We start from the raw sequence: 19,847 nt of genomic DNA, 5'->3' as shown, positions 1-19,847 counted from the left end.
GTCAGTGCAGCAGTGATGTGGGGCGGGGGCGAGGAACGGGAATACGGGCGAACGGACTCGTACACACCGTGTACGACACGGAACACGGGGGGTGTTTCGGAAAACACCGTCTGCGTTCCTAGCTGTTCTCTAATGTTCGGCGCGGCGGTCAGGTGTGCGCCCTACCATGACTGCCATGCGTCACGAGGGGGACTATGGAAGCGCAGATCGACGGCTCGACGGGGTCGGCGGAAGAGGCGTACCGGACCGAACTGGCTGCCTTCGCCCGCGAGCTGAAAGACCTGCAACTGGCCTGTGACATCACCTACCGCGAGTTCGGGCCCCGCTCCCCCTCGGTCGTGCTGTCGCCGTCGGGGGTCAGTCAAACTCTGCGGGGAAAGCGGCTGCCCAGCAGGGACTTCCTGCTTGCCCTCGTCAAGGTCCTTTACGAAGTGCAGGACGGAAAACAGGTGGGCCATAACGACCCCCGCCTGCGGAAATGGGAGGACCGACGCAAGCGCCTCAACCTCCTGCGCGATCGGGCCCAGCAGTCCGGCGCACGCGTGTCTGACCCCGACACCTTTATGAACGAGTCGGCCGCCACGGACACCGGATTCGTTTCCCCGCCAGGTGGCGCGACGCTGCTCGAACTGGAGTCGGCCAAGTCCGACCTCCGAGATATCCTCAACAACCTCCAGGAACACGAGCAACAAGTGCGTGGCGAGTTCCGCCAGGTCCTTGACGAGCAGACCAGGGTGGCAGCAGAGCTGACCCGTCTCACATCACTCCTCGAACGGGAACGGGACGATAAGGAGAGGTTGGAACGGGAGGTCGAGTCGCTGAAACGGCAGCGCGCGGAACTCGGCAGACAACTGGACGATCTGCGGGCCCAGTTCGCGGAAATCGACGCGGATAAGGTCGCTCTGCTGAAAGAAGAGAGCGACCTCAACGACCGGCGGGCCATGCTCAACTTCGACTGGGCCCGCTACGAGGAGTTCTTGCGGCAGCGAGTGGACGCCGAGGTGATCCGGCTGCGCGGCGAACTGGCTCGGACTCGCACGGACCCTAACGAAACCGCCTAGTGATCTGAGTCAGAGATTCGTCGGCAGTAGGCGGCGACTTTGTCGAGGATCTCGTCGGCTGTCTTCGTCCAGACGAATGGTCTGGGGTGCTCGTTCCAGTCGGCGAGCCAGGACCGGATGTCGCGTTCGAGGGCCTGGACGGAGCGGTGGACGCCGCGCTTGAGCTTCTTCTGCGTCAGCTCGGCGAACCACCGCTCGACCAGGTTCAGCCAGGACGCGCTGGTCGGCGTGAAGTGCAGGTGAAAGCGTGGGTGGGCCAGCAGCCACCGCTTGATGTCGGGCGTCTTGTGGGTCGCGTAGTTGTCCAGGATCAGATGAACCTGCAGATCAGCCGGGACTTCCTTGTCGACCTTCGCGAGGAACTTCTTGAACTCCGCTGCCCGGTGGCGGCGGTGGAGCGAGCCGATGACCTTGCCGGTGGCGACCTCGAGGGCGGCGAAGAGGGTGGTCGTGCCGGCCCGGACGTAGTCGTGGCTGCGGCGCTCGGGAACGCCGGGCATCATCGGCAGGACCGGCTGGGACCGGTCCAGGGCCTGGATCTGCGACTTCTCGTCCACGCAGAGAACGAGAGCTTTCTCCGGCGGATCGAGGTAGAGGCCGACGACGTCGCGGACCTTGTCGATGAACAAAGGGTCGGTGGACAGCTTGAAGGTCTGCGACCGGTGTGGTGCCAGGGTGAACGCCCGCCAGATCCGCGAGACCGTCGACTGCGACATCCCCGTGGCCGCGGCCATCGACCGGGTCGACCAGTGGGTCGCGTTCTTCGGCGTCTCCTCGAGCGTCTTGACGATGACCCGCTCGACATCCGCATCGGTGATCTTCCGGGGGACGCCGGGCCGCGGGTCGTCGCACAAGCCGTCCAGGCCCCGCTCGATGAAGCGCCGCCGCCAGGTGCGGACCGTGTCCGGTGCGATCCGCAGCCGACGGGACACCTCCATGATCGAGTGTCCATCGGCGCACTCCAGCACGATCCGCGACCGCTGGGCCAGAGCCTGAGCCGTCGTCCGGCGACGCACCCAGCCCTCCAGCACAGCCCGCTGGGCCTCGGTCACCGACAACGGCGGAATCTTCGGACCCGGACGACTCATACCCAACCAACGACGAATCTCCGACTCAGATCACTAGGGCCTCTCTGATGGATCAACGGGCGGACCAAATGAAGATGCCAGCGATGTGGAGTCCAGCTCGGAAGACCGTGGCGGTCTTCTCGTAGCGGGTGGCCGGGCCGCGCCAGTTCTTCAGTGGTTGATGCAGCGTTCGACGGTGTTGCGTCGCTTGTATGCCTCGCGGTCGAAAACGGGCGGGCGGCCACCGCGGCGGCCCTTGCGCTTGCGGTTGGCGGTCTGGTCGGCAGCCTGCGGGATCACCGTCCGGATGTTGCGCCTGCGCAGGTGCTCTCGGATGGCTCGTTACGAGTAGGCCCGGTCCGCCAGGACCACGAGGGGCCGAGTGCGCGGTCGGCCGATCGCTCTGGGCATGGTTTCCGGTCCTGGTCCTCGTCCTGGTGCTCCTGGTGGTCCTGGTTTCAGTCCCAGCGGTCCTGGTTGATGAATCTGCTGAAGCCCCGCCAGGAATTGGGTCCCATCGCGCCGTCGATGGGACCGGTGTAGCCGTGCACGGCGGCCAGTCGTTGGACCGCGGCCCAGGTGTTCGGTCCGGGTACGCCGTCCACGGGCCCGGTGTAGCCCCAGTCACGCATGTTCCGCTGGAGCGCGGCGTAGGTGTTGGGGCCCGGGATCCCGTCGATCGGGCCGGTGTAACCGGACTCGATCCGCAGCCAGTTCTGTGTCCGCTGCCACATCACGGGACCGGGAACACCGTCCTGCTCCGTCGACGTCTTCGGCAACCCACCGCCACCGCCCAGGTAGTTCAGCGGGTTGACCCGGGTACCCCCCGGGGTGATCAGATGCCAGTGCACATGCGGCCCGGTGGAACTTCCGGAACCCGGGGCACCGGCCGCACCGCCGGAGCGCCCGACGATGTCCCCCTTGCCGACCGAGGTGCCGTCGGGCAGCAGGAACTCCGACAGATGCATGTACTGCGTCCGGTACCCGTCGCTGTGGGTGATGGTCACCGTGTGACCGCCTGTGCCGTTGTACGGGATGTTGATGACGACGCCGGCACCTGCGGCCGGCAGGGCGGTGCCGACCCCCATCCCGTAGTCGATTCCACCCAGGGAGCCGCGGTCGAGGTGCTCCTGCCAGCTGCCGGTGATCTGGTAGGCGCTGAACGGGTTGTAGATGTCCAGAGCCCGCGCGGTGCCCGCCGAGAACAGCACGCCGCCGGCGGCCAGACCGAACGTGCTGACCGAGCCGCGCAGCAGCGTGCGCCGGCTCATTCCGGTCCGTGACCGGTTCTTCCGTCCGTCGTCGGCCTCATGGTTCTCGCACACAGCAACTCCCTTGTAAATACTGCGATTTGACCTGTCATGAAGCGCGGCTCACGGTAGCCTACGCGCATAGATTTTGATACGAGCATGACATTCCGCTGTCGTGAAACCCCGCCCCCACCGGAGGAGACATGCGCAGGAGAACCCTGATCCGCGGAGCCGTGGCGACAGCCCTGACCCCGGTCGGAATCATCACGGCCACCAGCGCCGTGGCCACCCCCGGGCCGGCCCCCGCCGAGGCCGACGAACTGCGGGGCGTTGACGTCTCGAACTACCAGGCCGGCATCGACTACGCCCGCGCCGCCGCCGAGGGCCTGCATTTCGTCATCGCCAAGGCCGGGGGGTGCCAGCTCGCCGAGGGCCCCTACACCTCGTCCTCCTATCCCGGTCATGTCGACGGGGCCCGCGCCGCGGGCCTGCGGGTGGGTCATTACTGGCTGTCGGGAGACTTCCTCGCCCCCACCGCCGCCGCCGACTACTTCGTGGACCATCTGCACGACTACCGCGCCGGCGACGTGCTCGCGCTGGACGTCGAGGTACTCGACGACTCCACCCGCCTGTGGGACGACACGGACGTGTCCGCCTGGTTCAACCGGGTGCGGGAACGGGTCGGCACGTACGTGCCCTGGTTCTACATCAGTACGAGCGCGCTGCGCTCCGGCACCTGGAGCCGTACCATCGCCGCCGGCGCCCACCTCTGGGCGGCATCCTGGGGCGCCAACGACGGCACCTGGCCCGGCCCGCCCGACCTCGGTGGCCGCTACCCCGACTGGGCCGTCCACCAGTACGCTTCCGTGGGCTCCGTCGGCGGCATCTCTCCCGTCGATCTCGACCTCGCCCGCCGCTGGGCATTCGACCCGACCGAGCCGACCGACCCGCCCTTGCCCGGGGACGACCCCTTGCCGAAGACGTCGACGGAGCAGGACGGTGTTCCCGGTCCCGTGATGTGGCAACGGACACAGAACTGGCTGCGGATCGAGTCCGGTTACACCGGCCCGATCGACGGGATCCCGGGCCCCAACACCTACGCCGCGCTCCAGCGGAACATGCGTGACTGGGGCTACACCGGGCCCGTGGACGGCGTACCCGGACCGAACACCTGGGCCGCGGTCCAACGACTGGCCGCCGTGCACGGCTACACCGGTCCCATCGACGGCGCGATGGGACCCAATTCCTGGCGGGGCTTCAGCAGATTCATCAACCAGGACCGCTGGGACTGAAACCCGGGGGCCGACAGTACCGACAGCAAAGAAAATCCCCGGGGCCGGACGGCGGCACTCGACCGCCTGGCCACCCGCCGGTGGTGGGGGCCAGTTCTCCGGCTTGGCACCCACCAGCCTGTACGAACCAGACGGTCCCTCTTTGCAACGGAGGCTTGCCAGAACCACCCTCTGCCGACCACCACCAGGACAGCACACCACGAACAGCACGAGTGTCGGGGTGTTCGTTGCCGAACAGGCGCTTGTACTCGGCGAGGACGTGTTCGAGCAGGTTGATGGCTTCGTTGGTGCGCCCTGGGTCACCCCTGAATCGGGGGCGCCGCCCGCCGGGCACCGGACCGACGACGAGCACGACCAGGAGCACGGAGTCGGCACCGCGCCCGCGACTGCTGACCGCCGAGCGGACCGAGCATGGTGCGCTCCTGAGCGCTGCTGACGCCGAGCAGCTACCCGCGCGAAAAGGCCGGCGGAATGCTTGGGCCTGGGATCTCCTGCGTCATCCCTCGCACGATCCCTTGCGGTATCTCCTGCACTGTCTACTGCCCCCTCTCCCCGTGGCGTCGGGTGTTTGTGCAGGTCACCATGGCTGTAGAGGCGTGGTCGGGGTGCTGACATCCCCTCTGTGCACCCTCTGCCGCTCGAACTGCCGAAATGGAGAGGGCGGGGGCGGGGCGGGCGGAACGCCTCGGGGATCGGCAGCCGGCCAGTCCCTCGTGCGTCGGCGGGGCCGCGCGCCCTCGGACTCGCCTGCTGCCTCATCACTCACCGACAGATTCGCTTCCTGTGTTAGCTGTTGTGAGTAGGCTGCAGGTATGACTGAGCCGGCGGCCGGCAGGCCCGGGCTGCGCAAGCCGCGAGATTTGCATGATGTCCACGAGTTCCTGGACCAGGTGCGGCTCCGCCCGGGAATGTGGGTTCGCCGCGGCTCTCTTCAGCATCTGGACTCCATGCTTGTCGGCTACGCAGTGGCCTGCGAGATCCACGACAGCGATGAGAGTTTCGACTTCTGGAACAGCGGCCCCTTCTCCCAGTGGTTGTGGAAGCGGATGAACATGGCGTACCCCAGCAACCTGGGCTGGGCTGTCGAAATCGAACGGGCAGCTGAGTCGGTGGGTACGCCACCGATGGAGATGTTCTTCTCCCTCTTGGACGAGTTCCGCGCTGAGCGAGGTAGACCGCAGAGCACGCAGGAGAAGTAGCACCCCCTGCGCCGTAACCAGTTGCGCAGATGATGCGACCAGAGGCGCGCCCCCGACCCCGGCGAGCGGGACGCCCTGTGCGCCTCGGGGATCGGCGGCCGGCCAGTCCCACTCGCGCGTCGGCGGGGCCGGCGTCGTCCCGGACGCGGCCTGCTTTTCCGCTCGCTCCGCATACTCGGCCTGGGGCGGCCGGCCCTCGATGTCATGACATACCGACGAGAACCCGTAGTCACGCACCTGTGCCTCCACGACCACGTGATCACCCGGGGGTGGTGCGTTGATCACTTGAGGGTGCCTTCGTTTGTGGGGTAGTGGTCGGGGCAGAGGTGAACCAGCAACTGGGGGATACCCGGTTCCCATGCTGTACTCAGCTTGGAGGCGATCGGAGAGTGAGTGACCAGATGATCGGGCGTTTCCACCGCTCGGTGGCAGCGAGCCCGCCGTCCTGTGCCGATCCCGTCTTCGCCGAGTCGATGGATGCACGCCTGTGGAGGTGAGCGCGTGAGCTCTGAGGGGTTTCAGCACGTCAAAGTCGGCGACATCGATATTGCCTACGTTGAATCCGGCCAGGGTGAACCGCTGGTTCTGTTGCATGGCGGGGAGAGCCATAGGGGGCAGTTTGATGCCTTCCGCCCCCTGTTAGGCGCTGGAATCCTGGCCATCAGCTTCGACCAGCGTGACACCGGCGACACACTCAACGGGCCCGAGCCGTACGACATCGTTCGGCAAGCCGCTGACTGCGCCGACCTCCTTGCCGCGCTGGGATTTGAGCGCGCGCATGTTATGGGAGTGTCGTACGGCGGAGCGATCGCCATGCAACTGGCGATCCACTACCCCCAGCGGGTCGCGTCTCTCATACTGTCAGGCGCCACACCGAGCTGGACCATGACCGAGAGCCTTGGTGACCGCATCGCCGCCATGGAGCCGGACGCGCGGGCGCAGTTCGCGCTGGACCTGCTCCTCACACCCGAGGGGCAGACGAACGACCCGCAGCTCGTCGCCGACGCCAAGCGCGCCATGCGGGGGCGTCCCGTAGACGCCGACGCACGCCGCATGACAGCGATTCAGAACCACGACTGCACTGCCCGGCTGCATGAAATCACGGCTCCTACTCTCGTGCTGCATGGCGCGGAGGACCCCATCGTCCGCGCTCAGGTCGCCGAACTCATGGCATCGGAGATCCCTGGCGCACGTCTGGTGATCCTGCCGCGTACTCGGCACGGCATCACCTTCGAGGCCCGTGAGCAGGCCGCACGCCTGGCGCGCGACTTCGTGCTGAGCCATGCCGTGGGTACGGTCAGCACCGAAAACGGAGGCTGACAGGAGCGGTCACTGCGCGGTCGGACGTCGTTGCGTTTGGCGGAAGCCGAGTTGGCGCTGTATCGGCCTTGCGCGGCCTCCCGACGAGCCTCACGGAGCACGGACCACTCGGCAAAGAGGCGGATGCCCCGGCCGCGGGCCGCCCGCAGGTGAGCCCCCAACCGTCACGGTCGTCGCTGAAGCGCGCACACGCCGTCCCTGGGCGGCACGCGAGCGGCTGACTGCGAAAGTGCCCCGCCCGCGACCGATCGGCGGCAGTCGCGGGCGGGAGATCAGGGCCTGCGCTGCGGGTACGTTTGAGGCTGGGCAGAGACGGGCAGGGCGCATGGACTCTTGTGCAGGCTTTGTCACGTTGGTGGGGCGTTGATCGGTCGAGGGTGTGTCAGGGCGTGTGGGGTCGGGCGGGGGCCTGGGCCACGCTGCGGTGGGCGGGGCGGTGGCGCCGGTGATCTGGTCCCGGATCACGAAGCGGACGGTCATCTCGTTGCGGTGGTCGGGGCGGTCATCCGGTGCCGGCGTGGCCGGAAGTGGGGTGAGATGCCGCTGAACGCGGACAGGAATCTCTGGGCTCCTCCGACGCTGCGGAAGCCTTTCATGGCGCGTTCGCGCTGCCTCGTTGGCTGGTGGGAGTTCTCGGCCCGGTTGTTCAGGCCCTTGTGGGACCGGTGCTCGACCGAGGGCATCACCTCGCGGTGGGCCGCCCCGTAGGCCGGGTACCGGTGCCCCTTGTACGACGGCGGCGTACTGCCCACGGACAACCCCCTCCACCGTGATCAACCCGAAGGTCATCCCACTCCGTCAGCCAACGTGACAGCGCCTGATCCGGTGTTCGCGGGTGGCTCGTTCCAGGTGGACCAGAGAGGTGTGGCCGCCGTCGACCAGGTGCTCGGCCGGCAGCAGCCCGCGACGCGCCAGGCGGGTGTGGATGCCAGGCAAGGCCTGGCCGTCGTTCGTGGCGGCCGAGGGGGCGGCCACGTCCGTGATCACGTTGGCGCTGCCGGAGGCACGCGTCTCGGTGACATGCGCGGCGAATCCCTTCCAGCTGATGATGTGCCCGTGGCGGACGTAACGCGCCGTGGTGTCGTAGGGCGAGACGATGGCCGAGGAGGAGGGCGGCAGGCCGCCGTCGTCGGAGGTGCGCCGCCGTGGGCGGCCTGCCGCGTCGCGGTAGTAGTTCTGCACGACGATCTGCCGCAGCGCCTCGGCCTGTGGGCCGGGCTGGTAGCCCGGTCCGTGCCGGTGGAGGCGTTCCAGCAGTCGGCAGGCGTCGTCGCCAGCGGCGAGGATCCTGGTTTTGGGCCGGGTGGGGTTCTTGCCCGGACGGACCGGACGGCCGTAGCGGCGCCCCAGTCCTCGTCGACCGGGCCGGTCAGCAGGTGCGAAGCGGTGTGGGCCACTTCTTCAATTCGGGCAGGGTGAGGGCCGAATGGGCCGGTCGTCCCTCCGTGGAGGGCAAGGCGCTGAGCTTGCGCAGCATGGCATTGCGCTGCTCCAGGGCCCGGGCGGTGGTCGGGAAGAGTGCGGCGTCGCCCTCGCCGACCTGCTCCTGGTTCAGGGTTACGAACCCGCGGGTGCTGCGTTCGTAGGCAGCGAAGCCCACGGTGTGGTCCCGGTCGGCCAGGGAATCGGCGAGCATGTACGCGCCGACGAGCGCGAGGCTGGAGCCCTGTCCGGTGAGGAACGAGGGTGCGTACGCGGCGTCGCCCACCAGCGCGACCCTGCCGCTGGACCAGCGGGGCATGCGAATCTGGCTGACCTCGTCGAAGAACAGGTCATCCGCGTCGCGCATGGCGGCGAGCATGCCCGGGACCTCCCATTCCGCGTCGGCGAAGACCGTGGCGACCAGGTCCCGTTGGGCTTCCGGGTTCCGGAATGCGTCGACCGGCGGTTTCGGGTGGGCGAAGTTCAGGAAGGCGTGCACCTCGTCGTTGTCCTCCACAGCGTAGAGTGCCGCGGCTCTGCCCAGGGTGTTCCACATCATGAGTTCGCGGGACAGCCCGAAGGTGTTGCGCATGGTGAACCCGGCGAAGCAGTAGCCGAGGTATCGGTGGAACTGTGCTTCGGGGCCGAACAGGAACTCGCGGGTACGTGAGTGCAGACCGTCCGCACCGAACACCATGTCGAACGTACGCCTGCTGCCCCCGCGGAAGGTGACGTCGACCCCGTGGCCGGACTGGTCGAGGGTGTCGATGGAGTCGTTGAACAAGAACTCCACGTCGTCACGGACCGCCGTGTGGAGAGCATCGGTCAGGTCCCCGCGCCGCACCTCGATGTCCCGTCCCGCGACACCGCCTGTGACGGTGTGCGGGTCGAGCGAGGCCACCTCGCTGCCGTCCCCGCCGAGGAAGGTCAGCCGCCGCAGGTCGATGTGCGCGTCCTTCAGTCGAGGCAGGATTCCCATCCTTCGGACGACCTCGAGTGCGGTGCCGCGTATGTCGACGGGGTAACCACCGCCACGGAGTCCGTCCGCCTTCTCGACCACCGTGACCGCGAATCCGTAGCGGTTCAGCCAGAACGCGAGGGCGGGTCCCGCGATGCTGGCCCCGGATATCAGGGCCTTGCGCCTCGGAGTGGTGCGGATATCTGTCAACGGATCAATGCGGGTCATTCCTTGGCTCCTTTGCTCATGGTGCGGGTGACGAGGAGGGACAGCGCCGTGACGGCGCCGGCTATGACGAAGCCGGTGACGAAGGCCGATTCGGCCGGGACGTCGGACCCGGTAGGGGTACCGGCGGTGAGGATCGCGCCACTGACCTGCACACCCACGGCGTAGCCGAGCACACGTGTCACCAGGACCAGGCTGGTGGCGATGCCGGTGTCACCTTGATGGACGGATGTGGCGGTGCCGGTCACCAACGCCGTGACGCACAGGCCGTTGGCAAGCGCGATCATCATCTTGCCGATGACGAGATGCCAGACCTCGGTGTGCACGACTGCCAGGACGATCAGAGCGGCGGCCATGATGACGATCCCGGCGGTGACCACGGCCCGCGAGCCGAAACGCCGCGCCCCGATCCCACCGATCGGCCCGGCCAGCGACGCGGCCACGGCGCCGGGCAGCAGGAACAAGCCGATCTCGGTGGCGCCGGCCCCGAATCCGTACTCGGCGGCGGGTACCGCGAACAGTTGCGGGACGAGATAGACCGCCACCGAGGTACCGACGCAGATCACGAACGTCAGCACGCACGACTTCCACACCGCAGGCTGTGCAAGCATGCGCAGATCGACCATCGGCGAGGTCGCACGACGCTCAACGGCTGTCCATCCGAACACGAAGGCGGCCAGAATCACGATGAGGGCGCCGAGCACGAGTGGCTGCGACCCGATGTCGGGTGCAAGCGCGAGCACGAGCATGAGCGTGACCAGCGTCCCGCTCAGGAGAACCAGGCCGGGCCAGTCGACCCCGGCGCCGTCCGAACGGCTCGGCGGATCATGCGGCATCATCCTGTTCACCAAGATGGTGGCCCCGATGACCGCGATCGTCGGCAGCGCGAACATCCAGTGTCGGGAAAGTCCTTCGGCCACGGGCCCGGCCGACAGCGTTCCGGCCATCCCGCCCCCCACGAACAGCCCGCTGACCACCCCGATGGCCACCTTCGATTCTCCTGCCGGGAGATGTTCGCGCACCAGGATGAACGACAGGGGCAGCGCGCCCACCATCGCACCCTGCAGTACCTGACCGAGCAGCAGCACCGGCAGATTCGGCGCGAGGGCCGACACCAGACCACCGGCACAGACCACCGCCATCAGCCGGATCAGGACCCGTTTTCCGCCGTAGCGGTCGCCTAACTTTCCGGCGACCGGCGTGACGAGCGCGCCGGTGATGAGCAGCATGATGCTGAGCAACGCCCCTTCGGCGGGACTCATGCCCAGCTCGCGTTGCAGGAGCGGGAGCGTCGGTGTCACCACCGACTCCAAGGCGCCGGTGGCGACTGCCAGCATGCCGAGGGCTCCGACAGACGCCTTACCGATGCGGGCGGGGGAAACGAGAGTTGCGGTCATGGATGTCCTTTCCGTCATTGCCGGGCAAGGAAGAAGTCGGCCGTGCCCGTAGCGCTGCCGCCTTGCCGGGCCCGGCGTGGGCGTGGCGGCGATTCACGCGGGACGTGGTGCGCGGTGTGCTTGGTGCGTTGTGGACAGGTCCGAGGTCGTCCGGCCGGGTGAGCCCGGGGGAGCGGTACCCGAGGCGGCGCATGCGTGGCTCCCCCGGGCGGAGCGGGTGCAGGAGTGCGGCACCCGCTGAGCCAGTACTACACTACACCGTGCAGTGTAGAACGGTTAGTATGTGCCCATGCCGACCACGAAGAAGCCGACCACGAAGGCACTGCGCGAAGGGTCCACACGGAAGCGGGCCGCCATCCTCTCGGCGGCCCGGGAACTGTTCCTCACTGACGGCTTCGACCGGTCCAGCGTCGACGCGGTCGCCACCCGGGCCGAGGTGTCCAAGCGGACGGTCTACGACTACTTCGGCGACAAGCAGACGCTGCTGCAGGCCGTCGTCGACGCCATCGGCCAGTCAATGATCACCACGATCCGGCGCACCATCGACGACACCCTCAGCGATCTCACTGAGGCCGCCGACCTCGAGGACGCCCTGGTCACGTTCTCGATGCGCATTTCGACCGACATGCTCGACTCGGCGGAGTACGCAACGCTGCAACGACTGGTCCGGGCGGAATCCGGCCATCTGCCGCACCAGGGCTACAACTCCATGGCCGACACCCCCGACGAGGCACTTGCCGAGCGGTTCGCCGCCTTCGCAGCCGCCGGGCTGCTCGACATCCCCGACCCCCGACTCGCGGCCGACCAGTTCATCGCGCTGACCTTCGGCGTCGCGCTGGACAGGCTCGGTTCCGCGAATGCCGCGGAGGACACCCGCGTCCGGCCACTCGTCGTCGAGGGAGTGCGGACCTTTCTCCGGGCATACCGAACCATGTAGAGCCGGGGCAGCACGAAGGAACAGTGCGCCGTCAGCCCATGTTTCCTCCCACCTCTCCTCCGTTTCCGCAGCAGCCATTGGACGCCCGAAGAAGGCGAGAAAGGGGCGTTGTCACGTTGGTGCGGTGTTGATCGATTGAGGGTGCGTCAGGGTGTGTAGGGGTCGGGTGGGGGCCTGGCTTACGCTGCGGTGGGCTGGTCTGTGGTGCCGGTGATCTCGTCCCAGATGGCGAAGCGGGTGGTCATCTCGGTGCGGTATTGGGTGGCGGTCATCAGGTGGCGGCGTGGTCGGAAGTGCGGTCAGATGCCGCTGAACGCGGACAGGAACCGCTGGGCCCCGCCGGTACTGCGGAAGCCCTTCATCGCGCGTTCGCGCTGCCTCGTCGGCTGATGACTGTTCTCGGCCCGGTTGTTCAGGCCCTTGTGGGCGCGGTGTTCCACGGAGGGTGTGATCTCGCGGTGGGCCGTGCCGTAGGAGCGGACCTTGTCGGTGACGATCACCCTCGGCACCGAGCAGGTCTTCTTGAGCAGTGTGTGGAAGAACCGCCTGGCCGCAGCGGTGTCCCGCCGGTCCTGGACCACAATGTCGAGCACGTTGCCATCGGCGTCGCCGGCCCGCCACAGGTACTTCAGCTCACCGTTGATCCTGAGGAAGACCTCGTCCGGGTGCCACTTGTCGCCCGGCTGCACACGCCGGCGGCGCAGGCCTGCCCGAACTTCGTACACCAGCGGCGGACCGTCTCGTGGGAGACGAGCACGCCGCGTTCGAGCATCAGCTCCTAGACCTCGCGGAACGACGGCGGGAAACGGAAATACAGCCACACGCAGTGCGCGATGATCTCCACCGGGTACCGGTGCCCCTTGTACGACGGCGCGCGCTGTCCACGGACGACCCCTCCCAGCACGACCGACCAGAAGATCATCCCAGGCCGGTCGGTCAACGTGACAGTGCCCTGCTGAGGTCTTCGAGCGGGCGGAGACTGTGATTCTCATGCCGGCCGACGAGGCTGCGATCGACGCGGTCCTGGGGCGCGGCACCCCGGACTTCGCCGCACGCGTCACCGGACACGCCTCCAGCAGCGCCGCGATCCGGGCCTCAAGGGCTCGTCGTTGCTCGTGGACTGCGGCAAGGGAACGGGCGAGCGACGGGACCACGACATCGAGGGTGCCGGCCCCGGGGACGACGACGGTCTGTTCGTCGAGAGCATCGAAGACGTCGTCGATCAGCCGTTGGGCCATGCGCGGAGCCTCGGGACGGATGGCCTCGACGAGCTTGCGGCGGCCGGCCTTTCGCAGGGCGGCCGGGGAGCCGTAACGCTTCAGGAGCCAGGTCACCGCCTGGTGGTCCGGAGCTTGTCCAGGACAGCCCTCAACTCCGGTTCGCTGTTGGGCAGCGGCTTGTCGAAGTCCTTCTTCCCGGCCGGGGTCAGCCCGTGGCCGTGATGTGTGCTCTTGCCGACGTCCAGGCCGAGGAAGACGCCCACCCCGCTGATGTCGATCACCGTGCCCCCACATGGTTCGATGCGGTGCCGGCCTCGGCGGTGGGACCGTTCGCGCGCATCCACGTCATGGAGACCTGCCACCCGAACACTGCTGGGCATTGCGCCCGGCCGGGCAAGCGGCCGGGCCTCTGATCAGCGTCTCCGACGGCACCCCTCGGACCCGGTGACACCACCCCCCAGGTCATCAACTTCGACAGGGGGCAACAGTCATACCGGGCCCGGAGGCCAGCGGCCCTCTTGCAGGACCCCGAAAAAGACAACGGGGGTGACGGCCAAGGGACTCCCGATCGGGTGCCTTGCAGGTCTCCACGCCGGTTCAGGCCGTGCGGGGGCGGAGTAGCCGCGCAGGACGGCGGTGAGGATGTCGGTGAGCCGCGGTGCGACGTCGACGACGGCTTGGGCGAGTTCGGGGGTGTCCTCGTAGAAGCGGCGCAGTTCGGTTCCGGGTGCGGCCATCTGCCAGAGCGCGCCGGCCATGGCGGTGGCGATCGTGTTGCCGGCCTGGTGGGGGGTGAGGGGGAGGATCGCGTCAGTGCCGAGCCGACGGCTCCGGCCTCGGCGAGGGCGACGGTCTTGAAGGTGCGGACGGCGTCGAGGGAGACGCCGCGTTCGAGGTTGAGCGGGGTGTGGGCGAGGAGGTCGCAGACTGATCGCGGCACTGTTCCACGAAGGCTCGCCCCGCGCCCCTTCGAGCACCGGCTCCTGTGGCAGTGCGGTCGAACGCAAGCAGCTTCTGCTGGACCTCGAAGAACCGGCCGAGACACGGGCCGGACGACTGCTCTGGCCGCGCCTCCCTTTCCGCGCGGCGCCGCGCGGCGCCGCCGGTGCCGCATCCCCTCCGAAGTCCGGTACCGGTATCCCGGCCGGTAGAAGGTGCCGTCGCGGAGCATCGCGAAGAGGACATCGGCTCGTCGTCTCGCGAGGCAGAGGAGGGCCTGGGTGTGGTGCTCCCACGTCGGCATGGGCCGCCCGGATCGTCCGCCTCGTCCTCGATCAGATCGCTGTGGACGGCTCCATCACCAAGGCCCCCGGAGGCGGCGAGGCGGCCAGGCGCTAACCGGTCGACCGCGGCAAAAAAGGCCTCAAACGCTCGGGCATGACGGAAGGGTACGGGATTCCCCCGGGCGGCCGTGTCCTGGCGGTGCCAACCGCCAAGACTCCCCGCTGCTCGCCCCACCCCTGGACCGTCTGGACGACCTGGGGCGTTCTCAGGGATGGAGCAGGTCCGGCCAGTTCTGCGGGACACGGTCGGCCGGTCCCGGGGTCGGCTGGGCGGCCGGGTGGTTGGTTGGCGGGGCCAGTTCGGGTCCGGACTCGTACAGGACGTCGGTGGCGTAGTTCCAGTACCACTCCTCACCCGGCTCGAAGCTTTGTACCACGGGATGCCCGGAGGACTTCCAGTGGGCGGTGGCGTGCTGGGCCGGTGACGAGTCGCAGCAGCCGATGTGGCCGCACTGCGCGCAGCGCCGGAGGTGGAACCACCAGCCCCCCACTGCGTCGCAGTCCGCGCAGCCGGTACTGCTGGGCGGGACGCTCGCCGCGATGCCGTCGATGTCGGTCATACGGACTCCTCGGTGGTTGTGGTTTCGGCCTCGGGGGCGGTCAGCGGCAACAGCACCTGGAATCGCGTGTCGCCCGGTACGGACTCGACCTGGAGGTTGCCGTGGTGTTTGTTGACGACGATCCGCCAGCAGATGTCGAGGCCGAGGCCGGTGCCCTCCCCGACGGGCTTGGTGGTGAAGAAGGGGTCGAAGATGCGGCTGCGGATGTCCTCGGGGATGCCGGGGCCGGTGTCGCGGAACTCCACGAGCAGTCGGTCGCCCTGCTTGGCCGTGCGGACCGTCAGGGTGCCGTTGTGGTCCGTGCTGCCGATGGCGGCCACCGCGTTGTCGATGAGGTTGGTCCACACTTGGTTGAGTTCCGCCGGGTAGGCGGGTATTTCGGGGAGGGAGCGGTCGTAGTCCTTGACCACCCTCACCCGAGGGCCGATCTTGCCGGACAGCATCAGCAGCGTGCTGTCGAGGAGTTCGTGGACGTCGACGTCCTGGTGAGGGGCGCGGTCGAGCTGCGCGTACTGCTTGGCAGCCTCCACCAGGCGCGAGATGCGGGTGGTGGAGTCGTCGATCTCGTTCATCAGCAGCTCGGTCTCGACCGTGTAGTTGAGCCAGCCGATCGCCCCCGGCAGGATGCCTTCGCCCACGGTCGCCGCGACCTGGTCCAGCCAGTCGGTGTCCAGCCCGGCCTGGACGAAGGCCGGCGCGACCCGCCAGCCGTCCGGGATGCCGTGATCCTCCAGCCAGCCGGCGAGCTCGTCCTCCCGGTCGGACGCCTCCAGAGGGGTCAGCATGGGGGCCTTGGCGACGCGTTCGGCGGTGCGTTCCTGGATCTCGATGAGCTCGGCGAGGGCCACTCGGGAGTAGCGGCCCTGGGCGATGACCGCCAGTTTGTTCCGCATCCTGCCGACCCGCTCACGCAGCGCCGCGGTGGCGCGGACGGCGGCCGCGGCCGGATTGTTGAGCTCGTGGGTGAGCCCGGCGGACAACGATCCGAGCGCCAGCAGGCGTTCCCGCTGGCCAATGGCCCGCTGGGTGTTCTTGGAGCCGAAGAAGAGCCCCTCCAGCAGGTGCGTCGGCATCGGGAACCACTCCCGCATGACGTCCGCGAACGACTGTGCGGGCAGTACGAAGAACCGGGTGGGTTCGGTCACCCGCATGGAGTTGATGTACGTCTGCGGGACCTGGTCGCCCAGATATGCCTGCATGGCCCCCGCGTACACGCCGCGCTGCGAGGTCCGGCTGACCTCCACATCGTCGCCGCCGACCCGGCGGGACAGTACGACGGTTCCCTCGACCATCACGTAGAAGCAGGTCGCCGGGTCGCCCTCGGTGTACACCGGGCCGGGTTCGAACCGTTCCATCCGTCCCTCGGAGCACAGCCGTCCGAGCTGCTCCGGGGAGAGCTTCTCGAAGAGGAACAGCGAGCCGATCTCGTGCCGGTCGCAGGCCATGACCTGTGCGCTCATGACCGCTCCAGGAAACGGTGGACGAGCATCACGGCCATGGCGCCCTCTCCTACAGCGGACGCGACGCGCTTCGCGGACCGGGCGCGCGCGTCGCCCGCCACGAACACACCCGGGACGCTGGTCTCCAGGTAGTAGGGCGGCCGGTCCAGTGCCCATTCGGCAGGGGGGCGCCCGTCCGGCGTCAGATCCGGTCCGGCGAGGATGAAGCCGTTCTCGTCGCGCAGCACAGTCCCGCCGAGCCAGTCGGTCAGCGGGGCGGCACCGATGAAGACGAACATCCACTGGGCATCGACGACTTCGGTGGCGCCGGTCACGGTATCCCGCAGAGTCAGCCGTTCCAGGTGCTCCTCGCCGTGCGCCTCCTCGACGACGGTCCGGGGCCGCACGGTGATGTTCGGGGCCTCGTCGATCTGCTGGATCAGGTAGTACGACATCGACGTTGTCAGGGACTCCCCGCGCACCAGCATGGTCACCGACTTCGCGCCCCGAGCCAGGAACACCGCAGCCTGCCCGGCGGAATTCGCGCCGCCGACGACGTACACGTCCTGGCCCTCACAGGACGACGCCTCGGTGAGGGACGAGCCGTAGTACACCCCGCGGCCGGTCAGCTCGTCGCATCCCGGCGCCCCCAGCTGCCGGTACGACACGCCGGTCGCCAGGATGACGCTGTGCGCGGCGACCGCTGAGCCGTCGGAGAAGAGCACGACGCGCGCCGGACCGTTCACCTCCAGCCCCGTGACCTCGCGAGCGGTGAGGATCTCGGCACCGAAGCGGCCCGCCTGGCGGCGGGCACGATCGGTCAGCTGCGCACCGGACACGCCGTCCGGGAAGCCGAGGTAGTTCTCGATGCGGGAACTCTGGCCGGCCTGTCCGCCGGTCGCCGACCGCTCGACCAGTACGGTCCGCAGCCCCTCGGAGGCCCCGTACACCGCCGAGCCCAGTCCGGCCGGGCCGCCGCCGATGATGACGAGGTCGTAGAACGCGGCGGTCGGCGTGGTCGCGAGCCCCACGTGGTCGGCCAGCTCGGTCGCCTCCGGTTCGAGCAGCGCGGTACCGTCCGGCGCGATCACCAGGGGGAGCCGTCGGCCGTCGGCCCCGGCCGCATCCAGAAGCCTCTGTCCCTCCGGTTCGTCGGAGGAGTACCAGCGGTACGGCACCTGGTTGCGGGCCAGGAATTCGCGCACCCGCGAGGAGGGGGCGGACCAGCGGTGCCCGACCACCTTGGTGGCGGGTACCGGCCGGTAGTCGCTGGACCGCCAGGCCGTGAGGAGATCGTCCAGGACCGGGTAGAGCTTCTCCTCGGGCGGGTCCCAAGGCTTGAGGAGATAGTGATCGAGGTCGACGACGTTGATCGCGTCGATCGCAGCGCCGGTGTCGGCGTAGGCGGTCAGCAGCACGCGCCGCGCCCCCGGGTACACGCCGAGCGCCTGTTCGAGGAACTCGATGCCGTTCATCTGCGGCATCCGGTAGTCGGCGAGGATCACAGCCACCAGGTCGCCGCGAAGCTTCAGCTCGCGCAGCGCCTCCAGCGCGGATTCGCCGGACTCGGCGCGTACGATCCGGTAGCCGCCGTAGCGGCGCCGCAGGTCGCGGGCGATGGCGCGGGAGACCCCCGGGTCGTCGTCCACTGTCAGGATGACGGTCCGCGTTGCGTCGGTGGCCTGTGCCATACTCCTCCGCCCTACGCACTCCCGACGGTCGGCACGACGAGCTGTCCGAGCACGCTCCCAACCATCGTATGTTCGATCGAGCCGGACCGCTTCGGCTGCTACGGCCCGTGCGGCCTGGGTGACCTGACGGTGGCAGAGCGCTGCCGAGCCAGAGCACCACCTGGTGTGCCGCCTCAGAGCTCAGCAGCACGAGTACGTCATGGGGGCGCCGTCTGGCCGGGCACGGCCCGCGTGCGCCGCACACCAAGACGTCGCAGGCTGGGGACATGACCCAGCAGTACGCGACGAGAGGTGGCCGATGAAGTTCGCAGTGATCGGCGGTACGGGCCCGATCGGATCGCAGGTCGGGAAGAAGCTGAACGCGGCAGGGCACGCGGCCGTGCCGCCGGAGTTCGTCGCCGCGGCCCTGTCGTGGACCACTGAGGGTGACGTCGTTCGTCCGCCCATCGCCCCGATCCAGCCGATCGCCGCCCAGGACGTCCCCGTCGCCGTCGCCGAAGTCGCCGCGTGTACCCCCTGAACGGCACTCTCAACGTCGGCGGGCCCGACGTCTTCCTTCTCGACGACCTCGGACGGATCACCCTTGACGCCTGTCCCGATGGTCGCAGCGCTGTCATCGCCGGCCCCGCGGGCACCGCCAGCGTGTCCGCCGCTGTCAGCGGCGACGTTCTCACCACCAAGGGCGACGCCTGTATCGCCCGCACGCACTGCACGGACTGGCTCTCCTGACCAGCCCGCCTATCGGAGGAGGCCTCACCCATGGCGAACAATGAACCGACGGCGGGCGGCGCCGGGAGCCGGCCACGCTCGGAAGCGTGGAAGACGGCGCTCACCGTGCTGCAGTCGGCGAAACCGCCGTCCGTTCCGGAGGGGGCGGAGGCGATGACGGTTCTCGTCGAATTCCCTCCCGGCGATCCCGGCACCCCTCCCCACCGGCACTCGGGACCCGCCTTCGGCTACATGCTGGAGGGGGAGATGCTCTTCGAGCTGGAAGGCGAGCCCGAGCGGGTGATCAGGGCCGGGGAGACGTTCTGGGAGCCAGGTGGCGATGTCATCCATTACCAGGACGGCAACAACAGGACGGACTCCTGGAGCCGATTCCTCGTCACCATGTTGTGTGCGCCCGGTCAGCCCATGCTCACTCTGGTCGACGACGAGGAACTTGCCCGACGCCAACACCTGCGAGCTCCAAGGGCTTGAACGAGACCGCAGTGCTCTCCCTCGTAGGGCGGCCCTTGACTCTAGATCTTGAACACGTCCATGCGGCTCGGGTCAGGGTAGTTGATGTCGAGCGGAAGGTGTTCTCGTAAGCGATCGGTGAGGACCGTGCACAGGGTCAGCGGCGCCCTGTCCACGAAGTGCAGGGCCCAGGGCGGGGACAGGGTCGAGCTGCCGAACAACGAGCCGTGGGCCCGCACCCCGTGGATCGGGTCACTGAACACGTCCACCTGAGCGAGGGGAGACGAATACGCAGGCGATCTGGCTCTTGCTCATGGGATCGTCCGGATCCGCCCTGTTCAATTGGC

The 19,847-nt window shown here is 68.3% G+C and carries 17 protein-coding genes and 6 pseudogenes; 9 read left to right on the top strand and 14 right to left on the bottom strand.

All coding sequences use genetic code 11. From position 1 onward, the window contains the following. Nucleotides 1-194: 194 nt before the first annotated feature. Nucleotides 195-1,061, top strand: a complete 867-nt coding sequence (locus tag ACFYY1_RS38760) for a hypothetical protein (RefSeq protein WP_388594255.1) — start codon at nt 195-197, stop codon at nt 1,059-1,061. Here ACFYY1_RS38760 and ACFYY1_RS38755 read toward each other — a convergent pair. The 3 genes and pseudogenes from ACFYY1_RS38755 to ACFYY1_RS38745 all read right to left on the bottom strand — a co-directional run bounded on the left by ACFYY1_RS38755 (nt 1,058) and on the right by ACFYY1_RS38745 (nt 3,453). Further along, nucleotides 1,058-2,149 (bottom strand): IS630 family transposase, encoded by a 1,092-nt coding sequence (locus ACFYY1_RS38755; protein WP_388594252.1) that lies wholly within the window; start codon nt 2,147-2,149, stop codon nt 1,058-1,060. The two genes, ACFYY1_RS38760 and ACFYY1_RS38755, sit on opposite strands and share 4 nt — an antisense overlap. A gap of 52 nt (nt 2,150-2,201) precedes the next feature. Further along, a pseudogene (locus ACFYY1_RS38750) lies at nt 2,202-2,524 on the bottom strand (transposase); the annotation flags it as partial. A gap of 62 nt (nt 2,525-2,586) precedes the next feature. Next, nucleotides 2,587-3,453 carry a peptidoglycan DD-metalloendopeptidase family protein gene (locus ACFYY1_RS38745; RefSeq protein WP_388594251.1) on the bottom strand — a complete coding sequence of 289 codons (867 nt, stop codon included), beginning with the start codon at nt 3,451-3,453 and terminating at the stop codon, nt 2,587-2,589. Nucleotides 3,454-3,581: 128 nt separating this feature from the next. Here ACFYY1_RS38745 and ACFYY1_RS38740 point away from each other — a divergent pair, with 128 nt between their 5' ends. From ACFYY1_RS38740 to ACFYY1_RS38730, 3 genes are all read left to right on the top strand, one after another. Then, a complete protein-coding gene (locus tag ACFYY1_RS38740; RefSeq protein WP_388594248.1) occupies nt 3,582-4,670 on the top strand; it encodes a GH25 family lysozyme in 1,089 nt (362 codons plus the stop codon). 812 nt (nt 4,671-5,482) lie between these two features. Further along, nucleotides 5,483-5,869: a hypothetical protein gene (locus tag ACFYY1_RS38735; protein ID WP_388594247.1), complete on the top strand. Its 387-nt coding sequence runs from the start codon at nt 5,483-5,485 to the stop codon at nt 5,867-5,869. Between the two features lie 501 nt (nt 5,870-6,370). After that, nucleotides 6,371-7,189, top strand: a complete 819-nt coding sequence (locus ACFYY1_RS38730; protein WP_388594245.1) for an alpha/beta fold hydrolase — start codon at nt 6,371-6,373, stop codon at nt 7,187-7,189. A gap of 420 nt (nt 7,190-7,609) precedes the next feature. Here ACFYY1_RS38730 and ACFYY1_RS38725 read toward each other — a convergent pair. The 4 genes and pseudogenes from ACFYY1_RS38725 to ACFYY1_RS38710 all read right to left on the bottom strand — a co-directional run. After that, a pseudogene (locus ACFYY1_RS38725) lies at nt 7,610-7,899 on the bottom strand (DDE-type integrase/transposase/recombinase); the annotation flags it as partial. Between the two features lie 88 nt (nt 7,900-7,987). After that, a complete protein-coding gene (locus ACFYY1_RS38720) occupies nt 7,988-8,371 on the bottom strand; it encodes a hypothetical protein (RefSeq protein ID WP_388594243.1) in 384 nt (127 codons plus the stop codon). Nucleotides 8,372-8,558: 187 nt separating this feature from the next. Continuing rightward, a complete protein-coding gene (locus ACFYY1_RS38715) occupies nt 8,559-9,797 on the bottom strand; it encodes an FAD-dependent monooxygenase (RefSeq protein ID WP_388594241.1) in 1,239 nt (412 codons plus the stop codon). Continuing rightward, on the bottom strand, nt 9,794-11,191 hold the full coding sequence (locus ACFYY1_RS38710) for an MFS transporter (protein WP_388594239.1): 1,398 nt from the start codon (nt 11,189-11,191) through the stop codon (nt 9,794-9,796). The genes ACFYY1_RS38715 and ACFYY1_RS38710 overlap by 4 nt, the downstream gene beginning before the upstream one ends. 289 nt (nt 11,192-11,480) lie before the next feature. Between ACFYY1_RS38710 and ACFYY1_RS38705 the strand changes: the two genes are divergently transcribed. Beyond that, the gene (locus tag ACFYY1_RS38705) at nt 11,481-12,128 is read left to right on the top strand and encodes a TetR/AcrR family transcriptional regulator (RefSeq protein ID WP_351264466.1); all 648 of its coding nucleotides are present in this window, start codon (nt 11,481-11,483) and stop codon (nt 12,126-12,128) included. 179 nt (nt 12,129-12,307) lie between these two features. On the opposite strand, the pseudogene ACFYY1_RS38700 reads toward ACFYY1_RS38705, so the two are convergent. The 3 genes and pseudogenes from ACFYY1_RS38700 to ACFYY1_RS38690 all read right to left on the bottom strand — a co-directional run bounded on the left by ACFYY1_RS38700 (nt 12,308) and on the right by ACFYY1_RS38690 (nt 14,106). Further along, nucleotides 12,308-13,050, bottom strand: a pseudogene (locus tag ACFYY1_RS38700) (IS6 family transposase). Further along, a pseudogene (locus ACFYY1_RS38695) lies at nt 12,938-13,629 on the bottom strand (transposase); the annotation flags it as partial. The pseudogenes ACFYY1_RS38700 and ACFYY1_RS38695, both read right to left, overlap by 113 nt. 207 nt (nt 13,630-13,836) lie before the next feature. After that, the gene (locus ACFYY1_RS38690) at nt 13,837-14,106 is read right to left on the bottom strand and encodes a hypothetical protein (protein WP_388594237.1); all 270 of its coding nucleotides are present in this window, start codon (nt 14,104-14,106) and stop codon (nt 13,837-13,839) included. A 493-nt stretch (nt 14,107-14,599) separates the two neighbouring features. On the opposite strand from ACFYY1_RS38690, the pseudogene ACFYY1_RS38685 reads away from it, so the two are divergent. Then, nucleotides 14,600-14,832 (top strand): annotated as a pseudogene (locus ACFYY1_RS38685) (IS5/IS1182 family transposase); the annotation flags it as partial. A 5-nt stretch (nt 14,833-14,837) separates the two neighbouring features. Here the strand turns inward: ACFYY1_RS38685 and ACFYY1_RS38680 are convergent. Genes ACFYY1_RS38680 through ACFYY1_RS38670 form a run of 3 tightly spaced genes read right to left on the bottom strand, consistent with a single transcriptional unit; the run spans nt 14,838 to nt 18,321 of the window. Beyond that, the gene (locus tag ACFYY1_RS38680) at nt 14,838-15,191 is read right to left on the bottom strand and encodes a UBP-type zinc finger domain-containing protein (protein WP_388594235.1); all 354 of its coding nucleotides are present in this window, start codon (nt 15,189-15,191) and stop codon (nt 14,838-14,840) included. Then, nucleotides 15,188-16,651 (bottom strand): ATP-binding protein, encoded by a 1,464-nt coding sequence (locus ACFYY1_RS38675; protein WP_388594233.1) that lies wholly within the window; start codon nt 16,649-16,651, stop codon nt 15,188-15,190. Before ACFYY1_RS38675 ends, ACFYY1_RS38680 begins: the two co-directional genes overlap by 4 nt. Continuing rightward, a complete protein-coding gene (locus ACFYY1_RS38670; RefSeq protein WP_388594230.1) occupies nt 16,648-18,321 on the bottom strand; it encodes an FAD-dependent oxidoreductase in 1,674 nt (557 codons plus the stop codon). Before ACFYY1_RS38670 ends, ACFYY1_RS38675 begins: the two co-directional genes overlap by 4 nt. Before the next feature lie 298 nt (nt 18,322-18,619). Here ACFYY1_RS38670 and ACFYY1_RS38665 point away from each other — a divergent pair, with 298 nt between their 5' ends. The 3 genes from ACFYY1_RS38665 to ACFYY1_RS38655 are packed head-to-tail and all read left to right on the top strand — an operon-like array spanning nt 18,620 to nt 19,521. Next, complete coding sequence (locus ACFYY1_RS38665) at nt 18,620-18,841, top strand: hypothetical protein (protein WP_388594228.1); 222 nt, start codon at nt 18,620-18,622, stop codon at nt 18,839-18,841. Continuing rightward, nucleotides 18,829-19,050: a hypothetical protein gene (locus ACFYY1_RS38660; RefSeq protein WP_388594226.1), complete on the top strand. Its 222-nt coding sequence runs from the start codon at nt 18,829-18,831 to the stop codon at nt 19,048-19,050. The genes ACFYY1_RS38665 and ACFYY1_RS38660 overlap by 13 nt, the downstream gene beginning before the upstream one ends. Before the next feature lie 30 nt (nt 19,051-19,080). Then, on the top strand, nt 19,081-19,521 hold the full coding sequence (locus ACFYY1_RS38655) for a cupin domain-containing protein (RefSeq protein WP_388594223.1): 441 nt from the start codon (nt 19,081-19,083) through the stop codon (nt 19,519-19,521). A 116-nt stretch (nt 19,522-19,637) separates the two neighbouring features. Here ACFYY1_RS38655 and ACFYY1_RS38650 read toward each other — a convergent pair. Beyond that, nucleotides 19,638-19,769 (bottom strand): annotated as a pseudogene (locus ACFYY1_RS38650) (cupin domain-containing protein); the annotation flags it as partial. Between the last annotated feature and the right edge of the window lie 78 nt (nt 19,770-19,847).

Source organism: Streptomyces sp. NPDC001890 (assembly GCF_042891445.1).
Lineage (GTDB): Bacteria > Actinomycetota > Actinomycetes > Streptomycetales > Streptomycetaceae > Streptomyces.
This window is presented reverse-complemented; position numbering and strand designations above follow the sequence as displayed.

What these genes read in the sequence shown, in the direction of transcription:
- ACFYY1_RS38760 (WP_388594255.1), top strand. Translation starts at nt 195, where the DNA reads ATGGAAGCGCAGATCGACGGCTCGACGGGGTCGGCGGAAGAGGCGTAC.
- ACFYY1_RS38755 (WP_388594252.1), bottom strand. Translation starts at nt 2,149, where the DNA reads ATGAGTCGTCCGGGTCCGAAGATTCCGCCGTTGTCGGTGACCGAGGCC.
- ACFYY1_RS38740 (WP_388594248.1), top strand. Translation starts at nt 3,582, where the DNA reads ATGCGCAGGAGAACCCTGATCCGCGGAGCCGTGGCGACAGCCCTGACC.
- ACFYY1_RS38735 (WP_388594247.1), top strand. Translation starts at nt 5,483, where the DNA reads ATGACTGAGCCGGCGGCCGGCAGGCCCGGGCTGCGCAAGCCGCGAGAT.
- ACFYY1_RS38715 (WP_388594241.1), bottom strand. Translation starts at nt 9,797, where the DNA reads ATGACCCGCATTGATCCGTTGACAGATATCCGCACCACTCCGAGGCGC.
- ACFYY1_RS38710 (WP_388594239.1), bottom strand. Translation starts at nt 11,191, where the DNA reads ATGACCGCAACTCTCGTTTCCCCCGCCCGCATCGGTAAGGCGTCTGTC.
- ACFYY1_RS38705 (WP_351264466.1), top strand. Translation starts at nt 11,481, where the DNA reads ATGCCGACCACGAAGAAGCCGACCACGAAGGCACTGCGCGAAGGGTCC.
- ACFYY1_RS38690 (WP_388594237.1), bottom strand. Translation starts at nt 14,106, where the DNA reads ATGGCCGGCGCGCTCTGGCAGATGGCCGCACCCGGAACCGAACTGCGC.
- ACFYY1_RS38680 (WP_388594235.1), bottom strand. Translation starts at nt 15,191, where the DNA reads ATGACCGACATCGACGGCATCGCGGCGAGCGTCCCGCCCAGCAGTACC.
- ACFYY1_RS38675 (WP_388594233.1), bottom strand. Translation starts at nt 16,651, where the DNA reads ATGAGCGCACAGGTCATGGCCTGCGACCGGCACGAGATCGGCTCGCTG.
- ACFYY1_RS38670 (WP_388594230.1), bottom strand. Translation starts at nt 18,321, where the DNA reads ATGGCACAGGCCACCGACGCAACGCGGACCGTCATCCTGACAGTGGAC.
- ACFYY1_RS38665 (WP_388594228.1), top strand. Translation starts at nt 18,620, where the DNA reads ATGAAGTTCGCAGTGATCGGCGGTACGGGCCCGATCGGATCGCAGGTC.
- ACFYY1_RS38655 (WP_388594223.1), top strand. Translation starts at nt 19,081, where the DNA reads ATGGCGAACAATGAACCGACGGCGGGCGGCGCCGGGAGCCGGCCACGC.